We start from the raw sequence: 25,470 nt of genomic DNA, 5'->3' as shown, positions 1-25,470 counted from the left end.
ATCACATGATTGATTTTATTGTACAACTTATGACACCCTGAAAGAAGGAATTTTCTGTATTTTCACAAACAAAAAATACATCACTTCGTAAAAGTGATGTATTTTATCATTTATTTAAGGAAATATTTTTCAATATCATCTAACATAAGGTTCGCAGCTTTAATACCGCCTGCTGTATTCCAGATTACCTCGTCTACTTGGAATACTTTATTATTTTTAGAAGCCTGTAGTTGCTTAAAGAGTGGATCTTCTATCCATTCCTTTGCTAACGAATTTCCTTCATTATTCTTATCTGCATCTTTATCAGACGTGAAATAGAATAAGTAGTCTCCGTCCATATTTGGAATTTGCTCTTTTGTAATTCCTTTTATCGCAAAATCATCTTTATCTTGTAATGGTGGTCGTTTAAATCCAATATCATTTAAAACAACGCCCGAGAATGAGTTTTTTTGATAAATACGAACGTCACCTGGTACGAAACGAATAATAGAAACTTTAGAATTCAAATTATCGCCTAACTTCTCTTTCATTCCTTCAATACGTTTTTTATAATCATCAAGAGCTTTCTGCCCTTCTTTTTCTTTATTTACAGCTTTTGTATAAAGTGTAAAGTTTTCTTTCCAATCACCGCGTAATGTTTCTGCATAAACAGTTGGTGCGATTTCTTTTAGCTGATCATATATTTTTTCATGACGCATTTTATTTCCGATAATTAAATCTGGCTTAAGCTTCATTACAGCCTCTAAATTAATATCACGTTCAGTTCCTACAACTTCCGTGTTTTTTAACTCTTTCGCTATATGAGGATACCATTCATCACCAGCACGTGGTTTCGTAGTCCCCACTGGCGTTACGCCCACAGCTAGGAGAGCCTCTGCGCCTTCATTTGTTAAAACAACAACTTTTTTAGGTGTACCATTTACTATCGTTTCACCCATTGCATGCTTTATCGTATATGAATCTTTTGCTTTCGCTGATATATTATTTTCTTTTTTCTCTTCTTTACTACATCCTGCAATTACAACCATGAGTATCGTAATGCAGAACATAATTAGTTTTTTAGTATGTATCATATGTCCTCCCTAGATGAAATCGATTATCATTAACAATTAAAGATTAATGGATGTTACATACATTGTCAATGTATATCAGAAAACTTTTTTAATATATACTATTTAGATTCTATCCGCTTTTCTAATGTTTCTTTTTAAAACATAGTGCATAAGTATGAAAATAAATGTTGTTATTAAAATGCGTATTCTTGTTATACATAACAAGAATACGCATCCATATTGCATTATCATTTTAATTCCTAATATTGAGTATATTTAATATATGCTGGGTCATTATATACCCACTGATTTCCACCAAGGTTTAACCAACCATTTTCATTTATATATACTAAATAAGATTCTGGAGAATTTAATTTGCGGATAACTGCAGATGTAGTTGATGGACCACTTCTTAAATTTACATTTTTCCCAAGAATATAAGCGATTCCCTTCGTTTGAGGTGTCGGTTGTGGATTTGGATCTACTCCAAAAATAGCTGCTATTCCATTTGCATACGCTTGACTTAGATCTTCAATAAATTGTGGATTTTTTAATAAATTTGCATCAAACGCTGTATCAATAAAAGCAGTCTCAGTTAAAATTGCATCCATTGTGGTTTCTCTTAATACCGCATAATTTTCTTTTTTTGCTCCTCGATCACGAAGACCGTATTTTGTTAATACAGGATTGACAGCTGTATGCATTTTTTGTTGCTTTGCATATGCAGTGCTGGTATTGGATAACGCATTATAAATATAACTTTCAAAACCTGTACCCCCGCCGCTATTAATATGAAATGAAATAAAATAATCCGCACTGAAAGCATTAGCAATATTAGCACGTTCCGATAAAGAAATAAACACATCACTATCACGTGTCATTTTAATTGTAATTGGGTAATTTACCGTTAAAATGTCTCGAACGCGTCTAGCAATTTGAAGTGTTAAGTTTTTTTCTACTAAACCATTACCAACAGCACCAGAATCATATCCACCGTGCCCTGCGTCTATAACAAGTTTCATTTTATTGCCCCGCCCCTTTCTTGTAATATGTTTGCATTTCTACTCGTCCTATTTTATGTGAAATGTACAAGTTCTGTTACAATTGCAAATAAAAAAACCGCCTTATGTAAGGCGGTTTCTATCATCTTGCTTTAACCAATTTAAAATAAATATATACGATTGATAGTGAACATAACGTATGCAAAATAAAATAAATAAAAGTGCTATTCCAACACCACTATAAAGTAAACCGAACTTTAAAAAAACATTTAAAAGTGGTGGAAAGTTCATTAGATTTTGTAATGTACTAAGCATACAAAACATAATGAAAAAGACAGAGACGTATTGTAATTCATACGGCTTTTTTTTCTTACTCATTCTTTTCCGAATGATTATATGACATAATTCTGCTACTATAAAGCACCCTCCAATTAATACAAGACCAGAAGTCATCGTCATACATCCACCTGCCTTATGTTTATTGTATCGCATAAATAATCATCGTTATATTTTCTTTACATACTCTTCATCTTCTGAAGCAAAACCAAAACTCTCTATGAAAGACTTCGCCTTTTCTGTTAATTTCTCTTGTAGCACTTTTATTTCTTTCACATTTCTTTGTTTCATCATTTCTTCAAATGTAAAATACGTATTTGTACCATAACCGTAACCTTGGTAATCAAAATGAATAATTAGCTGTGATAAAACAGCCTGTTCCTCTTGTACACTATAATCTATTACACCAATATATGTATCATCAACTTTTACACAGTACTGTACCTTTTTCTCACCTAAACTATGCGATTTAAACATTTCTTTAACAACGCTTTCATTTTCTACAGTAACTTTCTCAAACGTAATCATATGTTGTCCATCCTTTTACTATTATTGTATCAATAATACTTCCTATTTATGAAAAAAACCTTAAGACCGTATGCGATCTTAAGGTTTTTCTATTTAAACTAAGCTATACGCACGTTTTGTTTCTTCATGGAACTTATTCGTATCGTATTTATGCTCAACATAAATTTGGTGCCATACCATAAACGCAAGTACAGTCCAAATTTTACGGCTATAATCGCCTTTATCTGCACAATGTGCTTCCAGTAAGTTTAATACATACTGTTTGTCGATTAAATGCTCTGTCTTACTTTCGTTTATAATATTTATAGCCCAATCATGCATTTCGTCTTTTAACCAGTGACGAATTGGTACTGGGAATCCAAGTTTTTTACGATCTAATACGTGATCTGGAACGATTCCGCGTGCTGCTTCACGTAAAATAGCTTTCGTAGTTCCGTTAGCAATCTTAAATTCAGTTGGAATTTTAGATGCAACATCGAATACTTCTTTATCTAAGAACGGTACACGAAGTTCTAATGAGTTTGCCATTGTCATTTTATCAGCTTTTAATAAAATGTCACCGCGTAACCATGTGAACATGTCAATGTACTGCATTTTACTTACATCATCATAATCTTTAATCTCATTATACAATGGTTTCGTGATATCCATATAGTTAACACTTTCATTGTAATACTTCATTAATTCAGCTTTTTCTTCTTCACGGAAGATTTTAGCATTCCCATAGTAACGCTCTTCAATTGGTGTACATCCACGCTCTAGGAAGCTCTTACCTTTAAACCCTTCTTTAAGAGCACCACTTAATGCTTTTAGAACGCTCTTACCTGGGCTAGGAATGTAAGAGAACATTTTTAGTGAGTTTGGCTCACGGTAAATGTTATAACCACCAAATAGCTCGTCTGCGCCTTCACCTGAAAGAACAACTGTTACATGTTTACGTGCTTCTTTCGCAACGAAGTACAATGGTACAGCTGCTGGATCAGCTAAAGGATCATCCATATGCCAAATGATTTTTGGGAACTCATCCATAAATTCTTTCGCTGAAATGAATACGTTATGGTTTTTAACGCCTAATTTCTCAGCAGTTTCTTTCGCAACATCAACTTCACTGAAACCACGTTGCTCAAAACCAACAGAGAATGTTAAAAGATTTGGATTCATTTCTCTTGCGATAGAAGCGATGATAGATGAATCGATACCACCAGATAAGAATGAACCTACTGGTACATCACTACGCATATGCACTTTTACTGAATCATATAACACATCACGAATCGCTTGGATATGCTCCTCTTTCGTTGCACTTGAAGCATTGAAATAAGGTTTCCAGTAGCGATGGATTTCCATCTCTTTACCGATTTCTTTTACGAAATAATGACCAGGCTCGATTTTATTAACATCAATTGTTAACGTTTCTGGCTCTGGACCATATTGGTACGTAAAGTAATGTTGTAGTGACGTTGGATTAACTCCTTTATCTTCCATCACATGCATAATACTTTTCTTCTCAGATGCGAAGAATGTAGTATCACCTTGTTGTGCGATGTATAAAGGTTTAATACCGAAGTGGTCACGTGCACCGAAAAGTTTCTTTTCTTCACGATCCCAAATCATAAATGCAAACATACCACGAAGGTAGTCTACACATTTTTCTTTCATATGTGCATACAATGCAATGATAACTTCTGTATCAGATTGTGTTGCAAACGTTGCACCTTTTTCAAGTAACATTTCACGTAATTCTACATAGTTGTAAATTTCACCATTAAAAATAATTACATATCGATCATTTTCATAAGTTAGCGGCTGATGTCCTGCCTCTAAGTCAATGATACTTAAACGGCGGAAGCCAAATTGTACATGTTCATCACGAAAATATCCTTCGTCATCTGGACCACGGTGGAAAATCATCGTGTTCATATTTTCAAATTGATGTTTTTCTGTTTCTGAAAACTCTCTAGGGTTTTCACATAAACATCCTACAAAACCACACATACTTCTTACCCTCTTTCAGTTTTCATTCTGTCTCTATACTACTATATCAACCCTATTTATACTAGCATAATCAACTGAATATGGCGACCAAAAACTATAAAAAAATCACTCCATTTCACATTTTTAACAATTTTTTATGAAAACATGAAAACTAGGCACTCACCTTTCTCCGCTTTTGTCATATGATATTGCAAATTGATTTCTAGGAGGGAATACCATGAGTGAAGAAAAAAAAGATTCTTCTCGCCCACCGGTTCGTAATTACTTAAAGCAAATTGATGATTTCTTCGAGCAAACACCTCTTCGCAATGTAATCGCTGATTTAAATCATTTTTTCCAAAAAGGAAACCGTTTATTAACATTCCCTGTAGATTTATATGAAGTTGGTGAAGAACTCGTTGTTACAGCTGAACTACCAGGTATACAAAAAGAACAAATTCAAATTGAAATACAAAGTGAATACTTAAAAGTCTCTGTAAAAGAAGAGATACTTGAAGAGGAAGAAGAACAAACATCCCATAACTATTATCGCCGAGAACGTTCCATTTCAGAAGCATCAAGATTGATTAAGTTACCGTATTCAATTAATAAAAAAGCGGCAAAAGCTTCTTATCAAAACGGCGTATTAGAAATTCGAGCGCCGAAACTTCCCCAGCAACATGACATTTTATCCATAGACTAATGCAAAAAAATAAGGGTGCTATGCACCCTTATTTTTAATCCACTAATCGCTTCATATCACGTATAATGTCTTCATATGGCGTATTACTAATGCCACTATACTTTTTCATTACTTTTCCGTTTTGATCAATTAAATAAAATGATGTACCATGTATGACCTGACCGTTCTCCGGCTTATCTACAAGTGATTGGAAATTATCTTTTGAAAACTTTGTAATATCTTCTAACGAATACCCTGTTAATAAATTCCAGTTACTAGTATCCTCTGTAAACTTCTGAATAAAAGCTTTCAGATTTTCTGGCTTATCAAGGTCTGGATCTACACTAAATGAAACAAACTGAACGTCTAATTTCTCTTCTTTTGCCATCTTTTGCAGCTTGGCCATATTTGCAGTCATTGGCGGACAAACTGTCTGACAATTTGTGAACATAAAATCTGCAACCCAAACTTTCCCTTTTAAATCTTTTGTACCGAATTGCTTTCCATCTTGATTTGTAAATTGGAAAGTTTCTAAATCCCAATTTAATGGTTTACGAAGCTTTGAACCTGATTCACTACATCCGGCAAGTACAAAGAGACAAAATACAACCATAAGACCAATTATTTTTTGATAACGCTTCATTTATAAACCTCTTTTCTCTATCCTAAATTTAAATAGGTTATGTTTATAATAACAAAAGTTAACACTACGAGAAAATTGTTTACTACATTTGTTCACGAAATCGTACGATTTTACGCATGTTACTTCTTTATTTCAAGCGAATTACTAGACAAAATATATTTTTTTACTATTATTTCTCTAAATAGAATTGATAAAACTAATTTTATTGTTACTTTTGTAAATACCTCTCCCTATTTTTTAACAATTCCTTAAACATTAATCCATGTTTTACACTGTATTCCTTAACAACATTTCGGTACAATACAAATACAACGATTTTAAATGAGGTGATGTTCATGGCAAAGCGCTATGAAAATATGGATAATGTTAGTACAAAAAAATCAATTCGCTCTTTTTTACGCTGGCGTAAAGAACGAAAGCAAAACAAAAAAGATTTTTCTTTCTTAGTAGAACAATCACCCGTTAAACAAAGTGCATTTTTGCAAAGCAATGTTGAAAAAACGACTGTCACATGGATTGGGCATTCCACTTTTCTTATTCAAACGAATGGACTTAATATATTAACAGATCCAGTATGGGCTAATAAATTAAAGCTAGTTCCAAGACTTACCGAACCTGGACTCTCTATAGAAGAACTACCTAAAATTGATATTGTCCTTATTTCACATGGTCATTATGATCATTTAGATTTTTCAACTCTTCGTCAGTTGAATGATGATGTTCTATATCTTGTACCTATTGGATTAAAAAAATTATTTACTCGTAAGAAATTTAAACATGTAGAAGAGTATAAATGGTGGGAAAGTACGATAATTAACGAAGTTTCTTTTCACTTCGTACCTGCTCAGCACTGGACAAGAAGATTCTTATTTGATATGAATACGTCTCACTGGGGCGGATGGATTATTGATAATGAAACGAATATGGAAACCATATATTTTTGTGGCGACAGTGGCTATTTCCAAGGTTTCAAAGAAATTGGTGAACGCTTTTTAATTGATATTGCTCTTATGCCCATTGGCGCTTATGAACCAGAATGGTTTATGAAAGTATCTCATGTTTCACCTGAAGAGGCCGTGCAAGCTTATTTAGATTTAAACGCTACGCATTTTATACCGATGCATTACGGAGCTTTTGCACTCGCCGATGAAACACCCCGCGAGGCAATAACTAGACTTCGAAATAATTGGAATTTGCGCATGTTACCATGGGAACAACTGCATGTACTCTTTTTAGGCCAAACTTTTATTTATAGTAACGCAACAAATGATAAGCAAATAAACGAAAAAATTGAAACTTTACATGTGTAACGTAATGACTGATTTTCTATATCCAACATATAATATAGAAAATCCTATAGTGAAGGCAAATAATCAAGCTTTTACGGGCAGCCCGCTACCTTACCTCTTTGCTCCAGCTAATTTTGAGGTAGAGAGTTTTACTGTCCGCAAATAGCGGGATAAAGGGTGTTTTCTATGAATGAATATTTACAGACTCGCTATATCATTAGCGGTAGTGCCTGTGTAGCTCTTCTTATTTCTTACTTTCTATTTACATAAAAAAGCTACTTGAAATATATTTTCAAGTAGCTTTTTTATTACTCTGCTAAATACATAAATCCGATTGCGCCCGGACCTGTATGAGTACTAATAATAGGCGTTGTATAGAAAATTTCTGATTGAGCAAATCCACTCACTTTTTCAACCGCCGCTTTCATACTTTCAGCTAAAGGAATTGCTTTCGCATGCGGAATTGCAACAGCTTTTACAACTTTTCCAGCCGTATCTTGCTCAAATAACTTAGCTAATGTTTTTACAATTTGGCCTTGGCTACGAACTTTCGTTACAGGATTATAAACACCGTCTTCAAGACTAGCAATTGGCTTTATATTAAGTAGCGAACCGATAAACGCTTTTCCTTTACCGATACGTCCACCCTTCACTAAGTTTTCTAATGTATCCACTACTACATATAAACGAGTATTCTTTCTTACTTCATCTACACGTTTTAAAATTTCTTCTAGTGAGCGTCCGTCATTTGCCATTTTTGCAGCTTCAATTACTTGATATGCTAAAGCATGTGTAATAAATTGAGAATCAACAACTGTTACTTTTGTATCGGTCATTGATGCAGCGCTATTTGCAGTTGCTACAGTACCGCTCATTCCACTTGTCATATGGATAGAAAGGACTTCGCTTCCATCTTCCCCTAGCTTGTCATACATTTCTACAAATGTACCCATAGCTGGTTGTGATGTTTTTGGTAATTCCTCTGATTTAATCATTTCTTCAATAAATTCGTCAGGTTGTAAATCAACGCGATCTAAATATGTTTGTCCATTTACAGAGATTGATAATGGTAAAACATGAATGTCATATTTTTCGATTACGTCTTGTGATAAATCTGCCGTTGAATCTGTTACAATTTTAATTTTTTGCATACTATACTTCTTCCCTTTCCAATACGCTCTCCTTGTTATTATACTAGTATTCCCATTGCTTTCAACAATTTGGAACGAAATTTCATCAAATTAATTATATTTTCATACCTAAAATGAAAAAGACAGAGTTTACTAACCCTGTCCGTACTTCGTATCATGCATTTTTTTCAAGGGTATTTGTTTTATATACATTTAAATAATCATTCCACTTCAAACATTTTTGTAAATATTCACGGAAAGAATATGAAAATCTTGGGTGTTTTTGTTTTTGAATTTTTGCAATAAATAATTGAAGACGAGACTGAATTAGAAACGATAATGGATGCTGTGCCTGTAGGACAGGGATTTCAAATATTTTAATACAATCCCCTGTTGAATGAGTGAAATAAAAACTTTTCGTAATCACAATATCAATCCTCTTTTTCATTGGATTTTTGAACTTCTACTTTACGCTTGTAACACGTTGTTTAAAGTGGCGACTCCCATGAATACAAAAGTATCCTTAGACAATCTCTGTAGTCCTTATGGTTAGAAGATTTATACTCTATTCATCTCCACCTAATCCATCCCTCATCCTAAATTTCTAATAAGACGAGGACTCGTTATCCGTATATTGCTTAATATATTTAGTATAAACTTATAAAAGCGCAAAGTTTGTCTAAATTTTGGAGATTCTATATTTTTTTTCTTCTCTATATTGTATACGTTTATAGCTAGAGTATAACAAATAAATAAAAAAAGTGCCTTTATAACGAGGCACTTTTCGACTGAATTTCTTCTTCTCTTTTCTTTTTTCGCTTACTAACAATCTTTGATAAAGCAATACTAATTTCATAAATACAAATAAGCGGTACCGCAACTAAACTATGAGATAAAAAATCTGGCGGTGATATACACGACGCAATGATAATCAATGCTACGTAAGCATACCTTCTTATTTTTATTAGAAGTTCCGCCGTCAATAGTCCAATACTCGTTAAAAACATTACTACTACAGGCAATTCAAAAATTACAGCAAATGGAACTGTTAAATTAAGAACAAAATGAAAATACTTTTCTGTCGTAAACATCGTATTAAACATTTCATTACCTATCGTAGTTAAAAAATGAAATAAAAACGGCATTACAACGAAATATCCAAAGCATAAACCTGCAATAAATAATATAGACAATACCGGTATATACATTATTGTCAACTTTTGTTCATTTGGATGTAAACCTGGTTTTACAAATAACCAAATTTGTATAGCAGCAAAAGGAATTGTACAAACGATAGCAAATACTGTAGCAATCGAGAAAAAAATCCACAATACATCACTTGGACCGAGAACAGTTAATTTCATTGGTAAATCTTTTACAAGCCAAAAATAAATATCCTTTGTAAAAGTAAATCCAATAATTAAAAATAGTACAAAGGATAACACCGTATATATTACTCTTTTTCGAAGCTCAACAATATGTTCTACTACGCTCATTTCCCGATCTTCCATCTCGTTCACCACACTTTATTTATCCATTACAAGGAAAATACACTACATTTTTTCTTTCTTTTCCTTTTCTTGAAATGCGTCATCTGTCAATTCTTTCGTTGATTTTTTGAACTCTTTTAACGTTTCCCCTAAAGCCTTCCCGATTTCCGGCAATTTTTTAGGTCCAAATAAAATGAGTACTGCTACTAAAATTAAAATTAACCCTGGAAAGCCAATATTTGAAAACATTTCCCCATCCCCTTTATTAGTAGTTTCCTTGTCCTACTATTACATAATTTTATTTTGTCAAAAAAGTTTGAAAACGTCAACAAATCCATTGTCTTTTGTCAAAAAAATTCAAAAATATAATCAATTATACAAATTTCATTTTCTATTGCTCTTGTGTATGATATGGTAAGGGAAATGACATATTATTTTATCCCGCTTTAACGGGCAGTAAGAACCACCACCTCAAAATTCAATGCAAGCCAAGAAGTTACGTGGGGGCTCAACTGCCCGTAAAAGCCCGATTGGTTCAACTAATAATCAGTGGGGGATGCCCCCCACTGATTAAAGTTTCACTTTATGATAGTAGAAAGGATTTGCATTATGACTGAAAAAATGACACGAATGACCCAATTTGTAAAAGAAGAAATTGCAAATGCAATTACACATGGTATCGGTGCCATTTTAAGCATCCCTGCCTTAATCATATTGATTATTCATGCTTCAAAGCATGGTACCGCATCAGCTGTAGTTGCATTTACTGTTTATGGTGTAAGCATGTTCTTACTGTACTTGTTTTCAACGTTGCTACATAGCATTCATCATCCTAGAGTAGAAAAAGTATTTACTATTTTAGATCATTCAGCCATTTACTTATTAATTGCTGGCACGTATACTCCTTTTCTACTTATTACACTTCGTGGGCCATTAGGATGGACGTTGCTTGCTATTATATGGACACTTGCAATCGGAGGTATCATCTTCAAAATTTTCTTTGTACGTCGCTTTATAAAGGCATCAACTTTATGTTACATCATTATGGGCTGGCTCATAATCGTTGCCATTAAACCACTTTATGAAAATCTAACTGGACATGGTTTTTCACTACTTTTAGCAGGAGGAATTTTATATTCTGTCGGAGCTATATTCTTCCTTTGGGAAAAGCTACCTTTCAACCATGCCATATGGCATCTTTTCGTTTTAGGTGGTAGTGCGATGATGTTCTTCTGTGTACTCTTTTATGTCTTACCTACAGCATAATAAAAAAGGTTTCAGCTTACTATAAGCTGAAACCTTTTTTATTACTTATGTAATTGTGATGCGATAACTTCCTGTGTATGCTTCGTTAATTCTTTAATATCCATATTCGCATAATCTTCAGGTGTAATCGGCTTAGAAATTGTTACTATTGCATGAGCTGGCTTCATACGATTTCCATTCGCTTCAAACATCTTATATGTACCATCTAACGTTACAGGTAAAATTGCTACACCTGACTTTACTGCAAGATGGAAACTACCAGCCTTAAACTCTCCAACTTCCCCACCCTTACTTCTCGTTCCTTCTGGGAAAATTACGATAGAATGTCCATTCTTTAATAGTTCGATTCCATCTTTAATTGCTTTAAGAGATTGACGACGATCGCTACGATCCATAAATACACAATTCATCAGTTCCATCCAAGTTGGTACAACTGGGAACTTTTTAATCTCTGCTTTTGACACGAATCCAATTGGTTTATTTAAGTAACCTAGTAAAACAGGGATATCCATATTACTTTGGTGATTACTTACAACTAGTACCGGCTTGTCTTTCGGAACATTTTCAAGTCCTTTAACTTCTACTGTCCCTCCAGCTACACGTACCATTTTCTTACCAAACCAATTTGTCGTTTTGTACACAGCATTATCTTTTTCTTTTGGCGCCATCATATTTACTTGTCTTTTAAGACGCCACATTCTTGGTGTAATCGCAATTACAATTAAAATTAAATAAAAGATTTTAAAAAACGTTTGAATCATACAGAACCCCCACCTATTATCATTCCGACCTTCATTATACTAGACAAACGAAGGAAAAAGAAGAAAAAAAGTCCAAACAGCAAGTGTTTGGACTTTTTAAGCATTCTATATTAGAAACGTTTTGCTAATTCACGAGCATTAGCAATTGCGGCTTCTTTAATTTCTTGTGCTTTTTCAGGGTTTGCATTCATACCTTCAACTGCAATATATTCAGTATCATTTACACCAACAAATCCTAATACAGTTTTTAAATGATTGCGACCGAAGTCTACAGCTGCGTATGCTCCTTCAGAATATACACCACCTGTTGCTTGAATGTGAAGTGCTTTTTTACCTTCTAATAAGCCGACTGGACCATTTTCAGTATATTTGAATGTTTTACCTGCGATTGCTACGTTATCTAAGTATGCTTTTACTACTGGTGGATAGCTAAAGTTCCACATTGGAGTTACGAATACATAACGATCTGCATTCATAAATGTTTCTAAGTTTGTGTTCATTGCTGCTACTTTTTGTTGTTGAACTTCAGTTAAAGCTTCAAAGCCTTCACCTGCTGCAAATTTACCCCAAGCAGCAAATACATCTGCATCAATTGCTGGTACTGTAGTGTTGAATAAATCAATTGTTACAACTTCGTCTTGTGGATGTTCGTTTTTATAAGCTTCGATGAAAGCTTCCCCTACTGCCATTCCGAAAGAACCTTCTGCTGAATTTGGATTTGCTGTAATAAATAGTACTTTTGTCATTGTATTCTCTCCCTTTTTTCTCTTTATCTTTAATTCAAGATTTATTTTTCGAAAGTTAATAACTTACCTTATGTAAGTATGATACAAAAAGTTTCAATCGATGTCAATAAAAAATAGCTACTTTTTTTTCGTAAGTTAATGATTTATTTTGTTTCTTTAAAATTTAGTATACAGATATTAAGACTTCTCACACAAAAAGGCTATCTCTATAAATTATAGAGATAGTCTTTTATTACATATTATTTTTGAAAAACATGTTTTACTTTTTCAGCTGGAATGTTACTTCCACCTCTACCTTTTACATCTTCAATCATCATTGTAATGACCACATCTGGTGAATTTAAATCAAATGCAGCGAACCAACCTAGTTCTTTTCCTTCGGCCTCTTTTGATACTTTTAATTCCGCTGTACCTGTTTTTCCAGCAAGAGTCATGCCATCAATTTTAGCAATTTTCCCTGTACCATCTGGATCATTAATTACTTTCGTCATTGCAGTTTTTAATATATCCTGATTTCCTTTAGAAATTACATTTTCTTTCCAAGCTTTTGGTTGTTTATCTGTTTTAATAATATACGGTGACGGAATCGCTCCATCATTTACAATTGGCGCATACGTTAAAGCTAAATGAAGAGGAGTCATTAATACTTGTCCTTGTCCATATCCTGTATCTGCCATTTGAATATCATTTTTAATACCGTCATTTGCAATTTTAGAAGCAGGGAATCCATATTCAATTGGTAGTTTCTCATCGAATCCGAATTTTTTTGCTTCACTCATAAACTTGTCTTTTCCGATTTTTAAAGCTTCTTGTGCGAAGTAAATATTATCCGAGTATTTCATCGCCTTATCAAGATCAATCGGATTTGCATCTTTCACACGCGTTACATAGTAATTACCCCAAGAAGAATCTTTTGTCCATTTTAATCCTTCAATTTTCAACTCTTCTTTTGAATCAATCGTTTTCGTTTCAAGACCAATTGCAGCTGTAATAGGTTTAAATACAGAACCTGGTACCGACAATTGTGTAAAGCGATTTGTCATTGGTTTTTTCGGATCATTATTCCACGCTTCGCGTTGTGCCTTTGATGTCCCTCGTGCAATTATATTAGGATCATATGCTGGACTACTTACTAGTGCAATTGTTTCTCCACTTTTCGGATTAATTGCTGCACTTGAACCAGCTTCGCCCTTCATTTCATTATACGTTTTTTCTTGAACAACACTATCAATAGTTAAAGTTACATTTTCTCCATCAACAGCATCTGTTTTTGCCAAGTTTTTAATTTCTTTTCCTTGCGCATCTTCTACAAAGACACGGCCACCTTTTTTACCGCGTAGCTTTTCCTCTAATACTTGCTCTAAACCAGCTTTACCAACTGGATCATCAGCTTGATAGCCTTTCTTTTGTAGCGTTTTTAAATCTTCAGCATTTACCTTTCCAATATAACCAGTCAGATGAGCTGCCGCTTCCCCTAACGGATATGTACGAACATTTACAGGTTTTGTTGAAACACCTGGTAAATCAATGTACGTATTTTGTGTTGCCCCTTCAGGCAAAATTCCAATTGGTACGAGATACCCTGGTTTTACCCATTTAGCAGCTAATTTTTGATCAATTTCTTCTACAGACATATTTAACAACTTCGCTACTGTTTCTTTCGTTTGCGGAGCAGTATCGCCTAACTTTTCAGGAATCAATCCGATTTCAGAAGCTTTCCCATTCTTTGCAAGACCTTTTCCATTACGATCGTATATTTCACCACGTTTTGGCTGTGTTGTCTGCATACGCACTTTACTATCTTTCGTCATGCCAGGGAAAATAAAATCAGGAGTCCAATCTATTTTCCAAGATTCTTTATCTCCATCTTTTTCTTTCACCATTTTTGCTTCATGACCAAATGTAATTTTACCACCAACTGTATCCATGCTTACTTTAAAAGGAACAGGGCCTTCATCTTTTTTATCTTCTTTTACTTCCCCTGTTTCTACCTTTAAGTCTTTCACTTCGATACCAGAATAAATTTTCTCATATTTTTCAGTAAACTCTTTCTTTGAAATATCTTTTTTTGCATTTTTTGATAGTTGATCATACATATCTGCAAATTTTTGTTTATTCCACGCTTTTACATATGTATCAAACACTTCTTGTGGTTTTTCTTCTTTACCACATCCAACTAACATGAATGTTAAGCAAAGAAAAAGAATCCCCCATATCTTTCTCAATCGATTCTCCTCCTCTTTCTATATTAGTACTTTTGAAAATTTTAGCATTTTTACATGCTACCTCTCATTATAGCACTATCGAATCTCATCTATAAACTTATATTGGTGAATATAAATAAAAAGATTGACGTGAATTCTCACATCAATCTTTATTATTATTGTTGTTTCTCATATACATGGTAATAATACGTATACGGGTTTTTTTCATCCGTTAAACCTTTTTCTACAAAAATCTCTTTCCAATTTGTCATATCCATTTCTGGGAAGAATGTATCTCCTTCAAATGCATGATGGATTTTTGTTATATACAACTTGTCTACATAAGGTAAAAAGAGATCGTAAATTTGCGCTCCGCCAAAAATAAAAATCTCTTCTTCATTTTTACATAGTTCGAACACTTCTTCTACAGAATGAACAACTTCACAGCCTTCAACATGATACCCTTCATTACGAGTTACAATAATATTACGTCTTCCAGGCAGTGGTCTACCAATCGCTTCATAGTTCTTTCTTCCCATAACAAGCGGGTGACCCATCGTTGTTTTCTTCACGTATTGTAATTCACTCGGTAAACGCCAAGGTAAATTATTATCTTTACCAATTACTCTATTTTCGTCCATAGCGACCATAAATGAAACAATCATTTTTTCATCTCCTCTACAATTATACTGCAACCGGTGCTTTAATTGCTGGATGCGGATCGTATCCTTCAATCGTTAAATCTTCCATTTCAAAATCGAAAACAGATTTCACATCTGGATTTAATGTAAGTTTCGGGAATGGACGTGGTTCACGTGCCAATTGCTTTTCTACTTGTTCAAAATGATTCGTATAAATGTGTGCATCTCCAATTGTATGAACAAATTCTCCTACTTCAAGACCACATTCATGTGCAATTAAATGTGTTAGTAGTGAATAACTTGCGATGTTAAATGGAATTCCAAGGAATATGTCACCACTTCTTTGATATAGCTGACAAGAAAGTTTTCCGTCCGCTACATAAAATTGGAATAATGTATGACAAGGGGGTAATGCCATATTTGGTACGTCTTCAGGATTCCAAGCAGAAACGATTAAACGACGTGAGTCTGGTGTTTTTTTAATCATTTCAATTACATCTTTTAATTGATCAAGTGTCTCACCAGCTGTCGTTTTCCAAGCACGCCACTGTTTACCGTAAACGTCTCCTAAATAACCATATTTATTTGAGAACTCATCATCTTCTAAAACGTTCTTTTTAAACAATTCCATTTGCTCATCGTACTGTACTTTAAATTCTTCATCTTGTTGTGAGCGAAGACCAAAATCAGTCATGTCAGGACCAGTATACTCATCACTTTCTACCCAGCTCTTAAACGCCCATTCATTCCAAATGTTATTATTATGCTGCAATAAATAGCGAATATTTGTATCACCTTTCATAAACCAAAGCAGTTCACTTGCTACAAGGCGAAACGGTACTCTCTTTGTTGTTAATAAAGGAAAACCTTTACTTAGATCAAAACGCATTTGATATCCAAATACAGATACAGTGCCTGTCCCTGTACGGTCTTCTTTCTTCGTACCATGTTCCATTACATGGCGGCATAAATTTAAGTATTCATTTTCAGCATGTTTCATATGTAGGAAAACCTTCTTTCAATCGTATATGCAATTTATCATAACATGAAAAATGGTAAATTTAATAATCTTAATTAATAAAATTTCTTACATTAATTCTTACAAAATTATTAACTTTCCATATTTTAAAAGGTTTTCATTTTCTATTACCGAAAGTATAGTGCGGTAGAACAAAATTTATATTTGGAGGTTAGAAGTATGTCTAAACTTGGAACGCCTGTTATGACTTCTTTACAAACAACGGTTGAAAAAATGATGAAGGATTTAAATGTTCCTGGTGCTGCTGTCGCTGTTATAAAAGACGGTGACGTTATTATTTCAGAAGGTTTTGGCTATCGTAATATAGTAACAAAAGAGGCTGTTACACCGAATACTCGATTCGCAATCGGTTCCTCAACGAAAGCATTTGGCACACTTTCATTAAGTTTGTTAGCACAGCAAAAAAAGTTTAATTGGGATACCCCTATCCAGTCTTATATACCTAACTTTACTTTATCTGAACTACTTGCTAGCTCACAAGTTACAGGACTGGATTTAGCTTCTCATCGAACTGGAGTGAGTCGTCATGAGGCCCTTTGGTACAGTTCTTCCTTATCTCGAAAAGATCTCGTTGAAAAAATAAAACATTTACCACTTGATGCACCGTTCCGGACTGCATTTCTATATAACAACTTAATGTATGCAACAATTAGCTACATTGTTGAAAACATTACAAATCAAACGTGGGAGCAATACACTACAGAACATATTTTAGAGCCTTTAAATATGAATCAAACAAACTTCTCTGTTACAGATTCACAAACTACAGATGATTATGCTTTACCTTACGTTGAAAATGAAGGTGAAATAAAAGAAGTTCCATTCCATAACATCGATACAGTTGGCGCTGCTGGGTGTATTAATTCTACAATTGAAGATATGGCAAATTGGGTACTTCTCCACTTAAATGAAGGAAAATTTGGAGATCATGAATTAATCTCCTCTGAATTATTACAACAAATGTATACACCACACAATTCAATTCCAGATCAACCGGTTTTATCACTCCCTGAATCTCCATTAAATAGTTACGGTCTTGGTTGGTTTATTAGCGCTTATCGTGGTAAAAAAGTGATTCATCATGGCGGTAATATCGATGGATTTTCAGCGCTTGTTTCATTCATACCAACAGAAAACATAGGCCTTGTCATTTTAACGAATGCTGGAGGAACATTACTTCCTACTTATCTGGCTAATCAAATTTATGACGAACTACTTGAATTAGAATCCATTGATTGGCATAAACGTGCTGTAGAAGATACTAAAAAAATGAAGGAAATGATGAAAGAAGCAACTGAATCCCTCCCTGAACAAATTAAAGGGACTACACCTTCGCACAAGTTAGAGGATTATACTGGTACTTTTGAACATCCTGCATACAGAACATTACAAGTATACAAACGAGATGATTCGTTATATGTACAATTTATGGAAATGGATATTCAATTAGGGCATCATCATTACGACATCTTCTCTGCAAAAGTTGACTTATTCCAAATGAAAATGAGCTTATTATTCGCTTATGAAATGAATGTAAGTGGTGAATTCCCATCCCTTCAGTTATATGTACCAGCTACATTAAGTACTCAGCCGCTTACATTTAAGAAAATTAAATAAGTATTTTGATGGTAAAAAATAAAGGTAGGTGCGAATTACACCTACCTTTTCTATTCCTTATCAATCTTATCTAGTTGAAACCAAATTGGCTTCGATAACTCAAAGTTATTATGATCCTCTAAAACTATAGTAAGACGCTCTAACATATCATCTAACATATGCGGCGCTGCTCGTAATGTCCAGACAATCGAGGAGAAAACTGTCATGCCAACATACACCGTGTATAATTTCCAGAACTCCTCTGGTATTTTCCTATTAAAGTATCCTTCTATTTGTCCGATTGAATACGGAATACTAATGTCCCTTGCAAACAGTGCAATTTTTACAAAATCATGAAGTGGATCGCCCCAGTCGTAGCCATTAAAATCAACAACACCTACATATTTTCCATCCCGTACAATTATATTTTCTAAGTGAAAATCATCGTGTTGAAATCGATTCGGGCGGTTCTTTAAATATTTTTCATTTTCTTCTATAAACTTTATGATTTTATCATCATTTTTTATTTTTATTCCACATGTTTTGTATGCCTCTACATATTTACTATGTTTCTTCATTGCTCTTTCATACCATGGAAGTATATCATTAGGAGCTTCATATGTATGCATTTTTGCTAAATCTTTTCCTGCCTCTATACCAATATCATATTGTTCTTTTGGTGAATACGTAGGCAATAGCTTCTTCGCCTCCTCCCCTTCTAAATATGAAAAGATACCATAGCATAAACCTTCTTCTGCCAACAAACCCATTTCAATTGGTTTTTGTGCTTGCACACTACGGTTTTGCATTTCATTTAAAATTTGAAACTCTATTTTCTTTCTTTCATACTCTTTTATATCGCCTGTCCGCAATAAATATTTTTCATTATTCGCACTCGTAATTATATATTTCTTATCAGGCGAAAAACCTTTAGAAATTTCTTTAATATCCACTGCATCTTTTACAATTTGTATATTGTTTTGCCGTGCTGTAATTATCTTCATATCTATTCCCCTTACATTTCTGCATTTGGTGTATAGGCAACTTCTACAATAAATCCATTTGGATCGTAAAAATCAATCGTATAGTAACCTTCCGAATAATGATTCATTTCAATTGGACCACGTATTACCTTCACTTTCGTACTAGAAAGAAAATCTGCTACTTCATCAACTACCTCTCTATGAATAGCTTGATAACAAATATGTCTAGGCCCTAACGTCCTTACGATTTCCTCATCTACTTCTTTAAAATATATTTCACTTTCTCCTGTGCTATATGCTACTTCATTTAACTTTCTCCATCCAATTATGGAAAACAACTTATTATAAAAACAAATGGACTCCTCCAAATTCGCTACCCAAAATTCAATATGATGAATGCCTGCTCGAAGTGTATTCATATTAAGAATACGCTCCTTGTACTACTTCCACAATTTCCATCGGCTTATGAACCATATAATCTGGTGCATCTTTTTTCACTGTTTCAATAACATCATATCCCCAAGATACCCAAATTACGTTCACTTCAGCCTTTTTACACGCTGCTACATCTCGCTGTTCATCACCAACGTATAACATATCTTTCTCTGTTATTTTTTTCGATTTTAAAAACCTTTTTATCATTTTATCTTTACCAAACAAATTTTTAGAACAATACACTTCTTGAATATTTTCGATACCATTCTTGTGTAAAAAAGCCCGAATATGCTCTTCTGAGTTCGATGATATGACTGCAATTCCGTAGCCTTTTTTATGTAGTTTATCTAATACATCTTTCATTCCATGGAACAAAACGAGATTTTTTATAGCAGGCTGATATAATTTATAAAATTCCAACGCTAATATCGGTAATTTATACAGTGGTACATCAAGTTGTTTACATCTCTCTGGCATCGTTAATTTACGTAAATGCTCAATTTCTTCTTCCTTTACTGCTTTATACCCATGTTTTTCAGCAAGTTGATTATAAATCCGTACAAATATATTTTGTGAATCTACTAATGTGCCATCAAAGTCAAAAACAATATATTTTTGCATCTCCATACTCCTTTTGCTTCTTTTTTCTAAACCTATGTTATTCAACAACATAGTTGTCTGTCCCTTCTATAAAAATAAAAAAGAACAAGATTTTCTCTTGTTCTTTTTAAGACAACCATTTCGGCGGTACATTTGTATTCCAATAAATATTTCCTAACTCATGATGTCCAGAGTATCCATCATCAAAACGGTGATAATGGAAATTAAAATAATAACCATCTTGTGGTGGATGATCTCTTCTTACATGGAAACGCAATAAATCATTTCCTGATTTCGTATCGTAGACGTGAAAAATCTTTTCATTATTTCCACCAGCTGGTTTTTGAGAAATCGCTAATGATTGTAGTGAGTCTTCTGGTACATCACTAGCAAGCTCAGCAATTGCCTCTTCAATTTTTGGTAATATTACATCTTTAAATTCATCTTCAATTACTGGACCAATTTTAGTACCAAACTTTTGCATCGACTGCTTCTCTGCTTCTTGCATTGCATAAGTAATAAAAGTATCGGTGGTTAACCTGTCATTCGTTTCTTCATATGTATAGGACGTGCTCTCCAAACTTTGTTGCCCAGCTGTGCTCGTAGGCTTGTCCGCAGCTTTGGCATTATCAAGTAATATGGAAGGAGGCGTCACTAAACCAAATGTAAATACGGTAATTAATGTGACTAAGGTTTTTCTAAACCAATTTGGCATTTATGTTCCCTCCCCTTTCACTCATTATTTTTTATATAACGGTGGTTTCTTCTATTATACAAAATGATTATAATTTTTGCACTTTACAATTTTGTTAACGTTCACATATTTTTCACTTGAATATGAAATTGTAAGATTTCATACAATAAAAATACAACAACAATAAGGAGGCGATCAGATGACTTTAGATGTCATGTATTCCGCCGCAAGTATACTCGTTTTAGTATATTTTATTTATCAATGTGTTACAGACTAGAAAAAGAGCCGTCAATGGCTCTTTTTTAATGGTAGAAATACAATCCATACAATTAATAAAATAAAAACAACACTGCCTACCACAGCTGGCAATAAATAAAACTGTGAAAGTATAACTATTCCATATAAAAGTATTGCTGGTAGTAGTAAATAACGATCTGCCTTCCATCTTAACAATAGTAATTTCCCTTCATCACAATATAAACGAAGAAACATCTTATTCGTAAATTCATTCCAATAATCACGTGCATAGCGAGAAATTGCAACTACAGCAAATACGAGAACAATAGCTGCAATCCACCTTGGAGTCATAATTATACTTGCAGTACTGATACATACAATTTGAATATAAAATATTCGTGCAGTACTTGTACGGAAAAATTCTTTCAAAAAAGATTCGACAATACGAGAATCAGCTTTTTTCCCTAAAAGTCTTTTAGAGCGCGGAAACATCCACGTTTTTTTATTCGAACTACTCGGTTTAGCCGCATGACCACCAACTTGCATAATTCCGCTCGTCCAGCGCATGCTTTCCTCCTTTTCTTTCTCGATTTCTTTAAAAAAGAACTTTTTATAATTCATTTTCTCTTTTACTAATACACTACTTAAGAAAATTACTAGACCGATAAATAAAATTGAATACAACGGATTTTTATAAATAAAAAATAAACTAATTCCAAAAAAGGACACGCTCATAGAAAATACTACATTTTTTACAATCCATAAAACCCATCGTTTCCCCACATGTACATGAACAAATCTCGTTAACAACGACAACATAAATCGAAATATAGTAAAGAATACCCAAAATAATAGGACTTGTATCTCTGTTACTCCGATACTTTTCATCAACACCGGTAACATAATAACGACTACTATTATATTCGTTATCGCTATTCGAACAAATGTGTACATCATGCCATACTGGACTAATTTTCGCATATGTGTTGCATACGAAATTAAAAATAAACTATCCGCTTGCTCAAAAAATGAACGAACTCCTCTTGGATATGTTACTAGATAAAATGCGAGTAATCCTAATCCGAAATAAATCGTCTCTTCCGTTGATAATTCATTTATCCATAGCGATCGATAATAGATTCCCATAAATATAAGTGCTGGAATAATGATATATAATGCGACTGTCCAATCTGTTACCGAACGTATAGACTTCCATTTCCGCTCAAGTTCATGGCGTAATCTCTTATAAAATTGTTGTTTAATCATGTTGTTCACGCCTTACAATTACATCAAAGCAGTCTAATAATGAACTACCCGGCATTTCCGCTAATATTTGAATAGATTCTAAATGTCCATCTGCGACTAATGTACCTTGTGAAATGAGTAAAAATCTTTCACAAATTTTTTCAGCAGTATCTAATACGTGCGTACAAAGTAAAATTCCTGCCCCGCGCTCTTTTTCTTTATATAAATAATTTAAAAACTCTTTCGTAGCTACTGGATCTAAACCGATAAAAGGTTCGTCAATGATATAAAAATCTGGCTCAGTTAAAAACGCCAATATTAGCATAGATTTTTGTTTCATGCCTTTTGAAAACTTTGATAAATACTCATGTTTATGCTTATTCATTCGAAAAGTATGTAATAATTGTTCCGCTCGTTCTTCCCAACTTCCCATTTCACTTCCACGAGCTGCCATTAATAATTCAATATGTTCCCAGAGCGTCAAGTAATCATAGTATGTTGGATGTTCTGGTACGTATGCATACGGATTTTTCTTTTCACCGAATGATATTTCACCGTCCATATTTACAAGTAATCCGAGTATCGTTTTAATCGTCGTACTTTTCCCAGCACCATTTGCTCCAATAAGAGCAACTAGTTCACCTTTTTCGATAGAAAAAGCTATATCATGAATTGTTTTTTCGCCTATTTCATATCCAGCTGAGCGGATATTTACTTTTAACATGCATTCCCCTTCTTTCCGTTTCCAATACAATCAAGGAAAAGAATAACATATAACTATCTATATATCATTATAAAATATTTATTTTCATAGCAGGAAAAAACATTTTTTAACAGAATATTAAATGTTTGATTACATTTTATTGGAGTTGATAATATGTCTTTTCAAATTCGTGAAGCAACGATAGATGATATAGACGCACTTTGTTCTTTAACGAAAGAATTAAAAGGTTCCTCTATTTCCTATGAAGATATGAACAACCGCCTACAATTCGTACAAATGAGTCCGTTTGATTTTTTATATGTTTACGAGGAAGAAGAAGCTATATTTGGATTACTTGGATTTCGTATACGTGAAAATTTAGAAGATGTAACACGTTATGGAGAGATTTCAATTATTAGCGTTGATTCTAACATACGACGTAAAGGCATTGGACAAGTTTTGATGGATTATGCAGAACAATTAGCAAAGAAACATAATTGCATTGGCACATGGCTAGTTAGTGGAACAAAAAGAGTAGAAGCTCATCCTTTTTACAAAAAATTAGGCTATGAGGTAAATGGCTACCGATTTGTAAAACATTTTTAAACTAATTATAAATTGAAGGGACTATAACTATGACAAACATTAAAGCAATTTTCATTGATCGTGACGGTACAATTGGTGGTGACACTACAATACATTATCCAGGATCTTTTTCATTATTTCCATTCACAAAAACATCCTTGCAAAAACTAAAAGCTAAAAATATAAAAATTTTCTCTTTCACAAATCAACCTGGTATCGCAGATGGAATAGCAACTGTAGCCGATTTTGTACAAGAATTAGAAGGCTTCGGTTTTGATGATGTTTATGTATGTCCTCATAAACACGGTGATGGTTGTGAATGCCGTAAACCAAGTACAGGCATGCTGCTTAAAGCAGCAAAAAAACATGGACTTGATTTAACACAATGTGCTGTAGTTGGCGATCGCTGGACTGATATTGTTGCAGGGGCAAAAGTAAATGCGACAACGATTCTAGTCCGAACAGGCGCTGGGTATGATGCTTTGCATACGTACCGAGACAAATGGGCACATATTGAACCAAACTACATTGCAGATAACTTTGAAGATGCAACAAACTGGATTTTAAATCAACTATAATACAAATTAAAAGAGGCGTTTTCAAAATGAAAGCGCCTCTTTTAATCTATTATTATTTAAAACGTTAATTCATAATGGAAATAACGATTATCTCTCAAATAGCCATTTTCAGCATATAATCGTTGTGCTGATAAATTATCAATCTCTGTTTGTAATTTTACACCTTTTGCTCCATTTTCTAATGCGTATTCTTTAGCAGCTTCTAATAATTTTTTACCTGTTCCTGCCCCGCGCTTAGTAGCTTGTACAAATAAATCATTTAAAATCCATAATTCTTTCATTGAAATGGAAGAAAATGATGGATATAGTTGTGTGAACCCAATATATTCGCCGTCTTCAACTGCTACGAAAATAACGGACTCTTTTCTCTCAATTCGATTTCGTAAAAATACTTTTGCCCCTTCTAAATCAGAATCTTGTCTATAAAATATGCGATAGTTATTAAAAACTGATGCTAGTCCATCTAAATCTGCAATTGTTGCCTCATATATTCTCATTTTACTCCATTCCCCTTCCAATACTGTCTCATTATATCCGTTGCCCATTTAGGCTGGTGTATTTCTTCTGTCGGCATAAACCCTTTCATTATTGGTTTTATATCCAATATAGGAGTGCCATCAATAGCATCTAATCCCTCAACAATAATTGATTTACCTTCTCTTTTGATCATCTTGACAATTGTTACACCTATGCGATTCGGACGATTTTTCCCGCGCTGTGCAAAAATACCTACTTCAGGATAATCCTTATTATTTCTAGGATGTCTAGCAAAATACTGAATTTGCTCGTCAGTTACTTTATGAAAATAAAAAACAACTTCAATATGAGAAAAATCTTCAATCCCTTGTATACTTTCTTCTGCATACATTTCAGTTAAAGTAATATAGGATCTTACTTCTCCCCACTCATCATCTTTTATTTCCTTTCTTTCATTATGTACAAATGCGATTGGTTGAACTGAAAGCATACGCATTCCCCCTTAAATGTAACCACTTACATTATAAAATATTTTCTGAATGTTTTCCAGATATA

At 33.7% G+C, this 25,470-nt stretch carries 28 protein-coding genes and 1 pseudogene; 6 read left to right on the top strand and 23 right to left on the bottom strand.

What is annotated here, in order from left to right:
• Nucleotides 1-110 precede the first annotated feature (110 nt).
• The 5 genes and pseudogenes from BAQ53_RS10495 to asnB all read right to left on the bottom strand — a co-directional run bounded on the left by BAQ53_RS10495 (nucleotide 111) and on the right by asnB (nucleotide 4,912).
• Nucleotides 111-1,073 (bottom strand): ABC transporter substrate-binding protein, encoded by a 963-nt coding sequence (locus tag BAQ53_RS10495; RefSeq protein ID WP_000581996.1) that lies wholly within the window; start codon nucleotides 1,071-1,073, stop codon nucleotides 111-113.
• Nucleotides 1,074-1,318: 245 nt separating this feature from the next.
• Nucleotides 1,319-2,074 (bottom strand): annotated as a pseudogene (locus tag BAQ53_RS10490) (N-acetylmuramoyl-L-alanine amidase); the annotation flags it as partial.
• A gap of 102 nt (nucleotides 2,075-2,176) precedes the next feature.
• Entirely contained in the window at nucleotides 2,177-2,506 is a 330-nt protein-coding gene (locus BAQ53_RS10485) for a hypothetical protein (protein WP_000200462.1), read from the bottom strand.
• Nucleotides 2,507-2,557: 51 nt separating this feature from the next.
• Nucleotides 2,558-2,917: a GNAT family N-acetyltransferase gene (locus tag BAQ53_RS10480; RefSeq protein ID WP_000627518.1), complete on the bottom strand. Its 360-nt coding sequence runs from the start codon at nucleotides 2,915-2,917 to the stop codon at nucleotides 2,558-2,560.
• A gap of 93 nt (nucleotides 2,918-3,010) precedes the next feature.
• Nucleotides 3,011-4,912 carry an asparagine synthase (glutamine-hydrolyzing) gene (asnB, locus tag BAQ53_RS10475; RefSeq protein WP_000333816.1) on the bottom strand — a complete coding sequence of 634 codons (1,902 nt, stop codon included), beginning with the start codon at nucleotides 4,910-4,912 and terminating at the stop codon, nucleotides 3,011-3,013.
• Between the two features lie 217 nt (nucleotides 4,913-5,129).
• Between asnB and BAQ53_RS10470 the strand changes: the two genes are divergently transcribed.
• Nucleotides 5,130-5,594: an Hsp20/alpha crystallin family protein gene (locus BAQ53_RS10470; protein ID WP_001288085.1), complete on the top strand. Its 465-nt coding sequence runs from the start codon at nucleotides 5,130-5,132 to the stop codon at nucleotides 5,592-5,594.
• A 34-nt stretch (nucleotides 5,595-5,628) separates the two neighbouring features.
• Here the strand turns inward: BAQ53_RS10470 and BAQ53_RS10465 are convergent, their stop codons facing one another.
• Nucleotides 5,629-6,216 (bottom strand): SCO family protein, encoded by a 588-nt coding sequence (locus tag BAQ53_RS10465; protein ID WP_000833333.1) that lies wholly within the window; start codon nucleotides 6,214-6,216, stop codon nucleotides 5,629-5,631.
• Between the two features lie 335 nt (nucleotides 6,217-6,551).
• Here BAQ53_RS10465 and BAQ53_RS10460 point away from each other — a divergent pair, with 335 nt between their 5' ends.
• A complete protein-coding gene (locus tag BAQ53_RS10460; RefSeq protein ID WP_001129635.1) occupies nucleotides 6,552-7,526 on the top strand; it encodes an MBL fold metallo-hydrolase in 975 nt (324 codons plus the stop codon).
• A gap of 287 nt (nucleotides 7,527-7,813) precedes the next feature.
• Here BAQ53_RS10460 and BAQ53_RS10455 read toward each other — a convergent pair whose 3' ends face one another.
• From BAQ53_RS10455 to BAQ53_RS10440, 4 genes are all read right to left on the bottom strand, one after another.
• On the bottom strand, nucleotides 7,814-8,656 hold the full coding sequence (locus tag BAQ53_RS10455; RefSeq protein WP_001169470.1) for a DegV family protein: 843 nt from the start codon (nucleotides 8,654-8,656) through the stop codon (nucleotides 7,814-7,816).
• A gap of 154 nt (nucleotides 8,657-8,810) precedes the next feature.
• The gene (locus BAQ53_RS10450) at nucleotides 8,811-9,062 is read right to left on the bottom strand and encodes a DUF2535 family protein (RefSeq protein ID WP_000629011.1); all 252 of its coding nucleotides are present in this window, start codon (nucleotides 9,060-9,062) and stop codon (nucleotides 8,811-8,813) included.
• Nucleotides 9,063-9,402: 340 nt separating this feature from the next.
• The gene (gene tatC, locus BAQ53_RS10445) at nucleotides 9,403-10,146 is read right to left on the bottom strand and encodes a twin-arginine translocase subunit TatC (protein WP_000390118.1); all 744 of its coding nucleotides are present in this window, start codon (nucleotides 10,144-10,146) and stop codon (nucleotides 9,403-9,405) included.
• A gap of 42 nt (nucleotides 10,147-10,188) precedes the next feature.
• Nucleotides 10,189-10,374, bottom strand: a complete 186-nt coding sequence (locus tag BAQ53_RS10440) for a twin-arginine translocase TatA/TatE family subunit (RefSeq protein ID WP_000492443.1) — start codon at nucleotides 10,372-10,374, stop codon at nucleotides 10,189-10,191.
• A 360-nt stretch (nucleotides 10,375-10,734) separates the two neighbouring features.
• Between BAQ53_RS10440 and trhA the strand changes: the two genes are divergently transcribed.
• Nucleotides 10,735-11,391 (top strand): PAQR family membrane homeostasis protein TrhA, encoded by a 657-nt coding sequence (gene trhA / locus BAQ53_RS10435; RefSeq protein WP_002163996.1) that lies wholly within the window; start codon nucleotides 10,735-10,737, stop codon nucleotides 11,389-11,391.
• Between the two features lie 41 nt (nucleotides 11,392-11,432).
• Here trhA and BAQ53_RS10430 read toward each other — a convergent pair whose 3' ends face one another.
• The 5 genes from BAQ53_RS10430 to BAQ53_RS10410 all read right to left on the bottom strand — a co-directional run bounded on the left by BAQ53_RS10430 (nucleotide 11,433) and on the right by BAQ53_RS10410 (nucleotide 16,743).
• Nucleotides 11,433-12,152 (bottom strand): lysophospholipid acyltransferase family protein, encoded by a 720-nt coding sequence (locus BAQ53_RS10430; protein WP_000616574.1) that lies wholly within the window; start codon nucleotides 12,150-12,152, stop codon nucleotides 11,433-11,435.
• A 110-nt stretch (nucleotides 12,153-12,262) separates the two neighbouring features.
• Nucleotides 12,263-12,898, bottom strand: a complete 636-nt coding sequence (locus BAQ53_RS10425; RefSeq protein ID WP_000170025.1) for an FMN-dependent NADH-azoreductase — start codon at nucleotides 12,896-12,898, stop codon at nucleotides 12,263-12,265.
• 239 nt (nucleotides 12,899-13,137) lie between these two features.
• Nucleotides 13,138-15,123 (bottom strand): penicillin-binding protein 3, encoded by a 1,986-nt coding sequence (pbpC, locus tag BAQ53_RS10420; protein WP_208906836.1) that lies wholly within the window; start codon nucleotides 15,121-15,123, stop codon nucleotides 13,138-13,140.
• A gap of 155 nt (nucleotides 15,124-15,278) precedes the next feature.
• Nucleotides 15,279-15,767 (bottom strand): dihydrofolate reductase, encoded by a 489-nt coding sequence (locus BAQ53_RS10415; protein WP_000637212.1) that lies wholly within the window; start codon nucleotides 15,765-15,767, stop codon nucleotides 15,279-15,281.
• A 19-nt stretch (nucleotides 15,768-15,786) separates the two neighbouring features.
• On the bottom strand, nucleotides 15,787-16,743 hold the full coding sequence (locus BAQ53_RS10410) for a thymidylate synthase (protein ID WP_000679607.1): 957 nt from the start codon (nucleotides 16,741-16,743) through the stop codon (nucleotides 15,787-15,789).
• A gap of 198 nt (nucleotides 16,744-16,941) precedes the next feature.
• Here BAQ53_RS10410 and BAQ53_RS10405 point away from each other — a divergent pair, with 198 nt between their 5' ends.
• Entirely contained in the window at nucleotides 16,942-18,399 is a 1,458-nt protein-coding gene (locus BAQ53_RS10405) for a serine hydrolase (protein ID WP_208906835.1), read from the top strand.
• Nucleotides 18,400-18,449: 50 nt separating this feature from the next.
• On the opposite strand, the gene BAQ53_RS10400 is transcribed toward BAQ53_RS10405, so the two are convergent.
• The 6 genes from BAQ53_RS10400 to BAQ53_RS10375 form a co-directional block, all read right to left on the bottom strand.
• A complete protein-coding gene (locus tag BAQ53_RS10400) occupies nucleotides 18,450-19,382 on the bottom strand; it encodes an aminoglycoside phosphotransferase family protein (RefSeq protein WP_000692076.1) in 933 nt (310 codons plus the stop codon).
• Between the two features lie 11 nt (nucleotides 19,383-19,393).
• Nucleotides 19,394-19,780 (bottom strand): VOC family protein, encoded by a 387-nt coding sequence (locus BAQ53_RS10395; protein WP_001094649.1) that lies wholly within the window; start codon nucleotides 19,778-19,780, stop codon nucleotides 19,394-19,396.
• Between the two features lies 1 nt (nucleotide 19,781).
• The gene (locus BAQ53_RS10390) at nucleotides 19,782-20,417 is read right to left on the bottom strand and encodes an HAD family hydrolase (RefSeq protein ID WP_001175004.1); all 636 of its coding nucleotides are present in this window, start codon (nucleotides 20,415-20,417) and stop codon (nucleotides 19,782-19,784) included.
• Between the two features lie 106 nt (nucleotides 20,418-20,523).
• Nucleotides 20,524-21,111 (bottom strand): YpjP family protein, encoded by a 588-nt coding sequence (locus tag BAQ53_RS10385; protein WP_208906834.1) that lies wholly within the window; start codon nucleotides 21,109-21,111, stop codon nucleotides 20,524-20,526.
• A gap of 267 nt (nucleotides 21,112-21,378) precedes the next feature.
• On the bottom strand, nucleotides 21,379-22,593 hold the full coding sequence (locus tag BAQ53_RS10380) for an ABC transporter permease (protein WP_208906833.1): 1,215 nt from the start codon (nucleotides 22,591-22,593) through the stop codon (nucleotides 21,379-21,381).
• Nucleotides 22,586-23,296: an ABC transporter ATP-binding protein gene (locus tag BAQ53_RS10375; protein WP_017674125.1), complete on the bottom strand. Its 711-nt coding sequence runs from the start codon at nucleotides 23,294-23,296 to the stop codon at nucleotides 22,586-22,588. The genes BAQ53_RS10380 and BAQ53_RS10375 overlap by 8 nt, the downstream gene beginning before the upstream one ends.
• 153 nt (nucleotides 23,297-23,449) lie before the next feature.
• On the opposite strand from BAQ53_RS10375, the gene BAQ53_RS10370 reads away from it, so the two are divergent.
• Nucleotides 23,450-23,881: a GNAT family N-acetyltransferase gene (locus tag BAQ53_RS10370; protein WP_000009776.1), complete on the top strand. Its 432-nt coding sequence runs from the start codon at nucleotides 23,450-23,452 to the stop codon at nucleotides 23,879-23,881.
• 29 nt (nucleotides 23,882-23,910) lie between these two features.
• Entirely contained in the window at nucleotides 23,911-24,438 is a 528-nt protein-coding gene (locus tag BAQ53_RS10365) for an HAD-IIIA family hydrolase (protein ID WP_000181773.1), read from the top strand.
• Nucleotides 24,439-24,494: 56 nt separating this feature from the next.
• On the opposite strand, the gene BAQ53_RS10360 is transcribed toward BAQ53_RS10365, so the two are convergent.
• Both BAQ53_RS10360 and BAQ53_RS10355 read right to left on the bottom strand, forming a co-directional pair.
• Nucleotides 24,495-24,935, bottom strand: a complete 441-nt coding sequence (locus BAQ53_RS10360; protein WP_046946353.1) for a GNAT family N-acetyltransferase — start codon at nucleotides 24,933-24,935, stop codon at nucleotides 24,495-24,497.
• The gene (locus tag BAQ53_RS10355) at nucleotides 24,932-25,405 is read right to left on the bottom strand and encodes an SAM-dependent methyltransferase (RefSeq protein WP_151522082.1); all 474 of its coding nucleotides are present in this window, start codon (nucleotides 25,403-25,405) and stop codon (nucleotides 24,932-24,934) included. The genes BAQ53_RS10360 and BAQ53_RS10355 overlap by 4 nt, the downstream gene beginning before the upstream one ends.
• Nucleotides 25,406-25,470: the final 65 nt, after the last annotated feature.

The sequence above is a fragment of the Bacillus sp. B25(2016b) genome, assembly GCF_001679765.1.
Taxonomy (GTDB): domain Bacteria; phylum Bacillota; class Bacilli; order Bacillales; family Bacillaceae_G; genus Bacillus_A; species Bacillus_A thuringiensis_K.
The sequence above is the reverse complement of the archived record's forward strand: the minus strand, read 5'-3'. Positions and strand labels throughout refer to the sequence as shown.

What these genes read in the sequence shown, in the direction of transcription:
- BAQ53_RS10455 (WP_001169470.1), bottom strand. Translation starts at nt 8,656, where the DNA reads ATGCAAAAAATTAAAATTGTAACAGATTCAACGGCAGATTTATCACAA.
- asnB (WP_000333816.1), bottom strand. Translation starts at nt 4,912, where the DNA reads ATGTGTGGTTTTGTAGGATGTTTATGTGAAAACCCTAGAGAGTTTTCA.
- BAQ53_RS10485 (WP_000200462.1), bottom strand. Translation starts at nt 2,506, where the DNA reads ATGACTTCTGGTCTTGTATTAATTGGAGGGTGCTTTATAGTAGCAGAA.
- BAQ53_RS10400 (WP_000692076.1), bottom strand. Translation starts at nt 19,382, where the DNA reads ATGAAGATAATTACAGCACGGCAAAACAATATACAAATTGTAAAAGAT.
- BAQ53_RS10410 (WP_000679607.1), bottom strand. Translation starts at nt 16,743, where the DNA reads ATGAAACATGCTGAAAATGAATACTTAAATTTATGCCGCCATGTAATG.
- BAQ53_RS10495 (WP_000581996.1), bottom strand. Translation starts at nt 1,073, where the DNA reads ATGATACATACTAAAAAACTAATTATGTTCTGCATTACGATACTCATG.
- BAQ53_RS10405 (WP_208906835.1), top strand. Translation starts at nt 16,942, where the DNA reads ATGTCTAAACTTGGAACGCCTGTTATGACTTCTTTACAAACAACGGTT.
- BAQ53_RS10365 (WP_000181773.1), top strand. Translation starts at nt 23,911, where the DNA reads ATGACAAACATTAAAGCAATTTTCATTGATCGTGACGGTACAATTGGT.
- BAQ53_RS10470 (WP_001288085.1), top strand. Translation starts at nt 5,130, where the DNA reads ATGAGTGAAGAAAAAAAAGATTCTTCTCGCCCACCGGTTCGTAATTAC.
- BAQ53_RS10360 (WP_046946353.1), bottom strand. Translation starts at nt 24,935, where the DNA reads ATGAGAATATATGAGGCAACAATTGCAGATTTAGATGGACTAGCATCA.
- BAQ53_RS10390 (WP_001175004.1), bottom strand. Translation starts at nt 20,417, where the DNA reads ATGCAAAAATATATTGTTTTTGACTTTGATGGCACATTAGTAGATTCA.
- BAQ53_RS10465 (WP_000833333.1), bottom strand. Translation starts at nt 6,216, where the DNA reads ATGAAGCGTTATCAAAAAATAATTGGTCTTATGGTTGTATTTTGTCTC.
- tatC (WP_000390118.1), bottom strand. Translation starts at nt 10,146, where the DNA reads ATGGAAGATCGGGAAATGAGCGTAGTAGAACATATTGTTGAGCTTCGA.
- BAQ53_RS10355 (WP_151522082.1), bottom strand. Translation starts at nt 25,405, where the DNA reads ATGCTTTCAGTTCAACCAATCGCATTTGTACATAATGAAAGAAAGGAA.
- trhA (WP_002163996.1), top strand. Translation starts at nt 10,735, where the DNA reads ATGACTGAAAAAATGACACGAATGACCCAATTTGTAAAAGAAGAAATT.
- BAQ53_RS10395 (WP_001094649.1), bottom strand. Translation starts at nt 19,780, where the DNA reads ATGAATACACTTCGAGCAGGCATTCATCATATTGAATTTTGGGTAGCG.
- BAQ53_RS10385 (WP_208906834.1), bottom strand. Translation starts at nt 21,111, where the DNA reads ATGCCAAATTGGTTTAGAAAAACCTTAGTCACATTAATTACCGTATTT.
- BAQ53_RS10380 (WP_208906833.1), bottom strand. Translation starts at nt 22,593, where the DNA reads ATGATTAAACAACAATTTTATAAGAGATTACGCCATGAACTTGAGCGG.
- BAQ53_RS10375 (WP_017674125.1), bottom strand. Translation starts at nt 23,296, where the DNA reads ATGTTAAAAGTAAATATCCGCTCAGCTGGATATGAAATAGGCGAAAAA.
- BAQ53_RS10460 (WP_001129635.1), top strand. Translation starts at nt 6,552, where the DNA reads ATGGCAAAGCGCTATGAAAATATGGATAATGTTAGTACAAAAAAATCA.
- BAQ53_RS10370 (WP_000009776.1), top strand. Translation starts at nt 23,450, where the DNA reads ATGTCTTTTCAAATTCGTGAAGCAACGATAGATGATATAGACGCACTT.
- BAQ53_RS10440 (WP_000492443.1), bottom strand. Translation starts at nt 10,374, where the DNA reads ATGTTTTCAAATATTGGCTTTCCAGGGTTAATTTTAATTTTAGTAGCA.
- BAQ53_RS10430 (WP_000616574.1), bottom strand. Translation starts at nt 12,152, where the DNA reads ATGATTCAAACGTTTTTTAAAATCTTTTATTTAATTTTAATTGTAATT.
- BAQ53_RS10425 (WP_000170025.1), bottom strand. Translation starts at nt 12,898, where the DNA reads ATGACAAAAGTACTATTTATTACAGCAAATCCAAATTCAGCAGAAGGT.
- BAQ53_RS10480 (WP_000627518.1), bottom strand. Translation starts at nt 2,917, where the DNA reads ATGATTACGTTTGAGAAAGTTACTGTAGAAAATGAAAGCGTTGTTAAA.
- BAQ53_RS10415 (WP_000637212.1), bottom strand. Translation starts at nt 15,767, where the DNA reads ATGATTGTTTCATTTATGGTCGCTATGGACGAAAATAGAGTAATTGGT.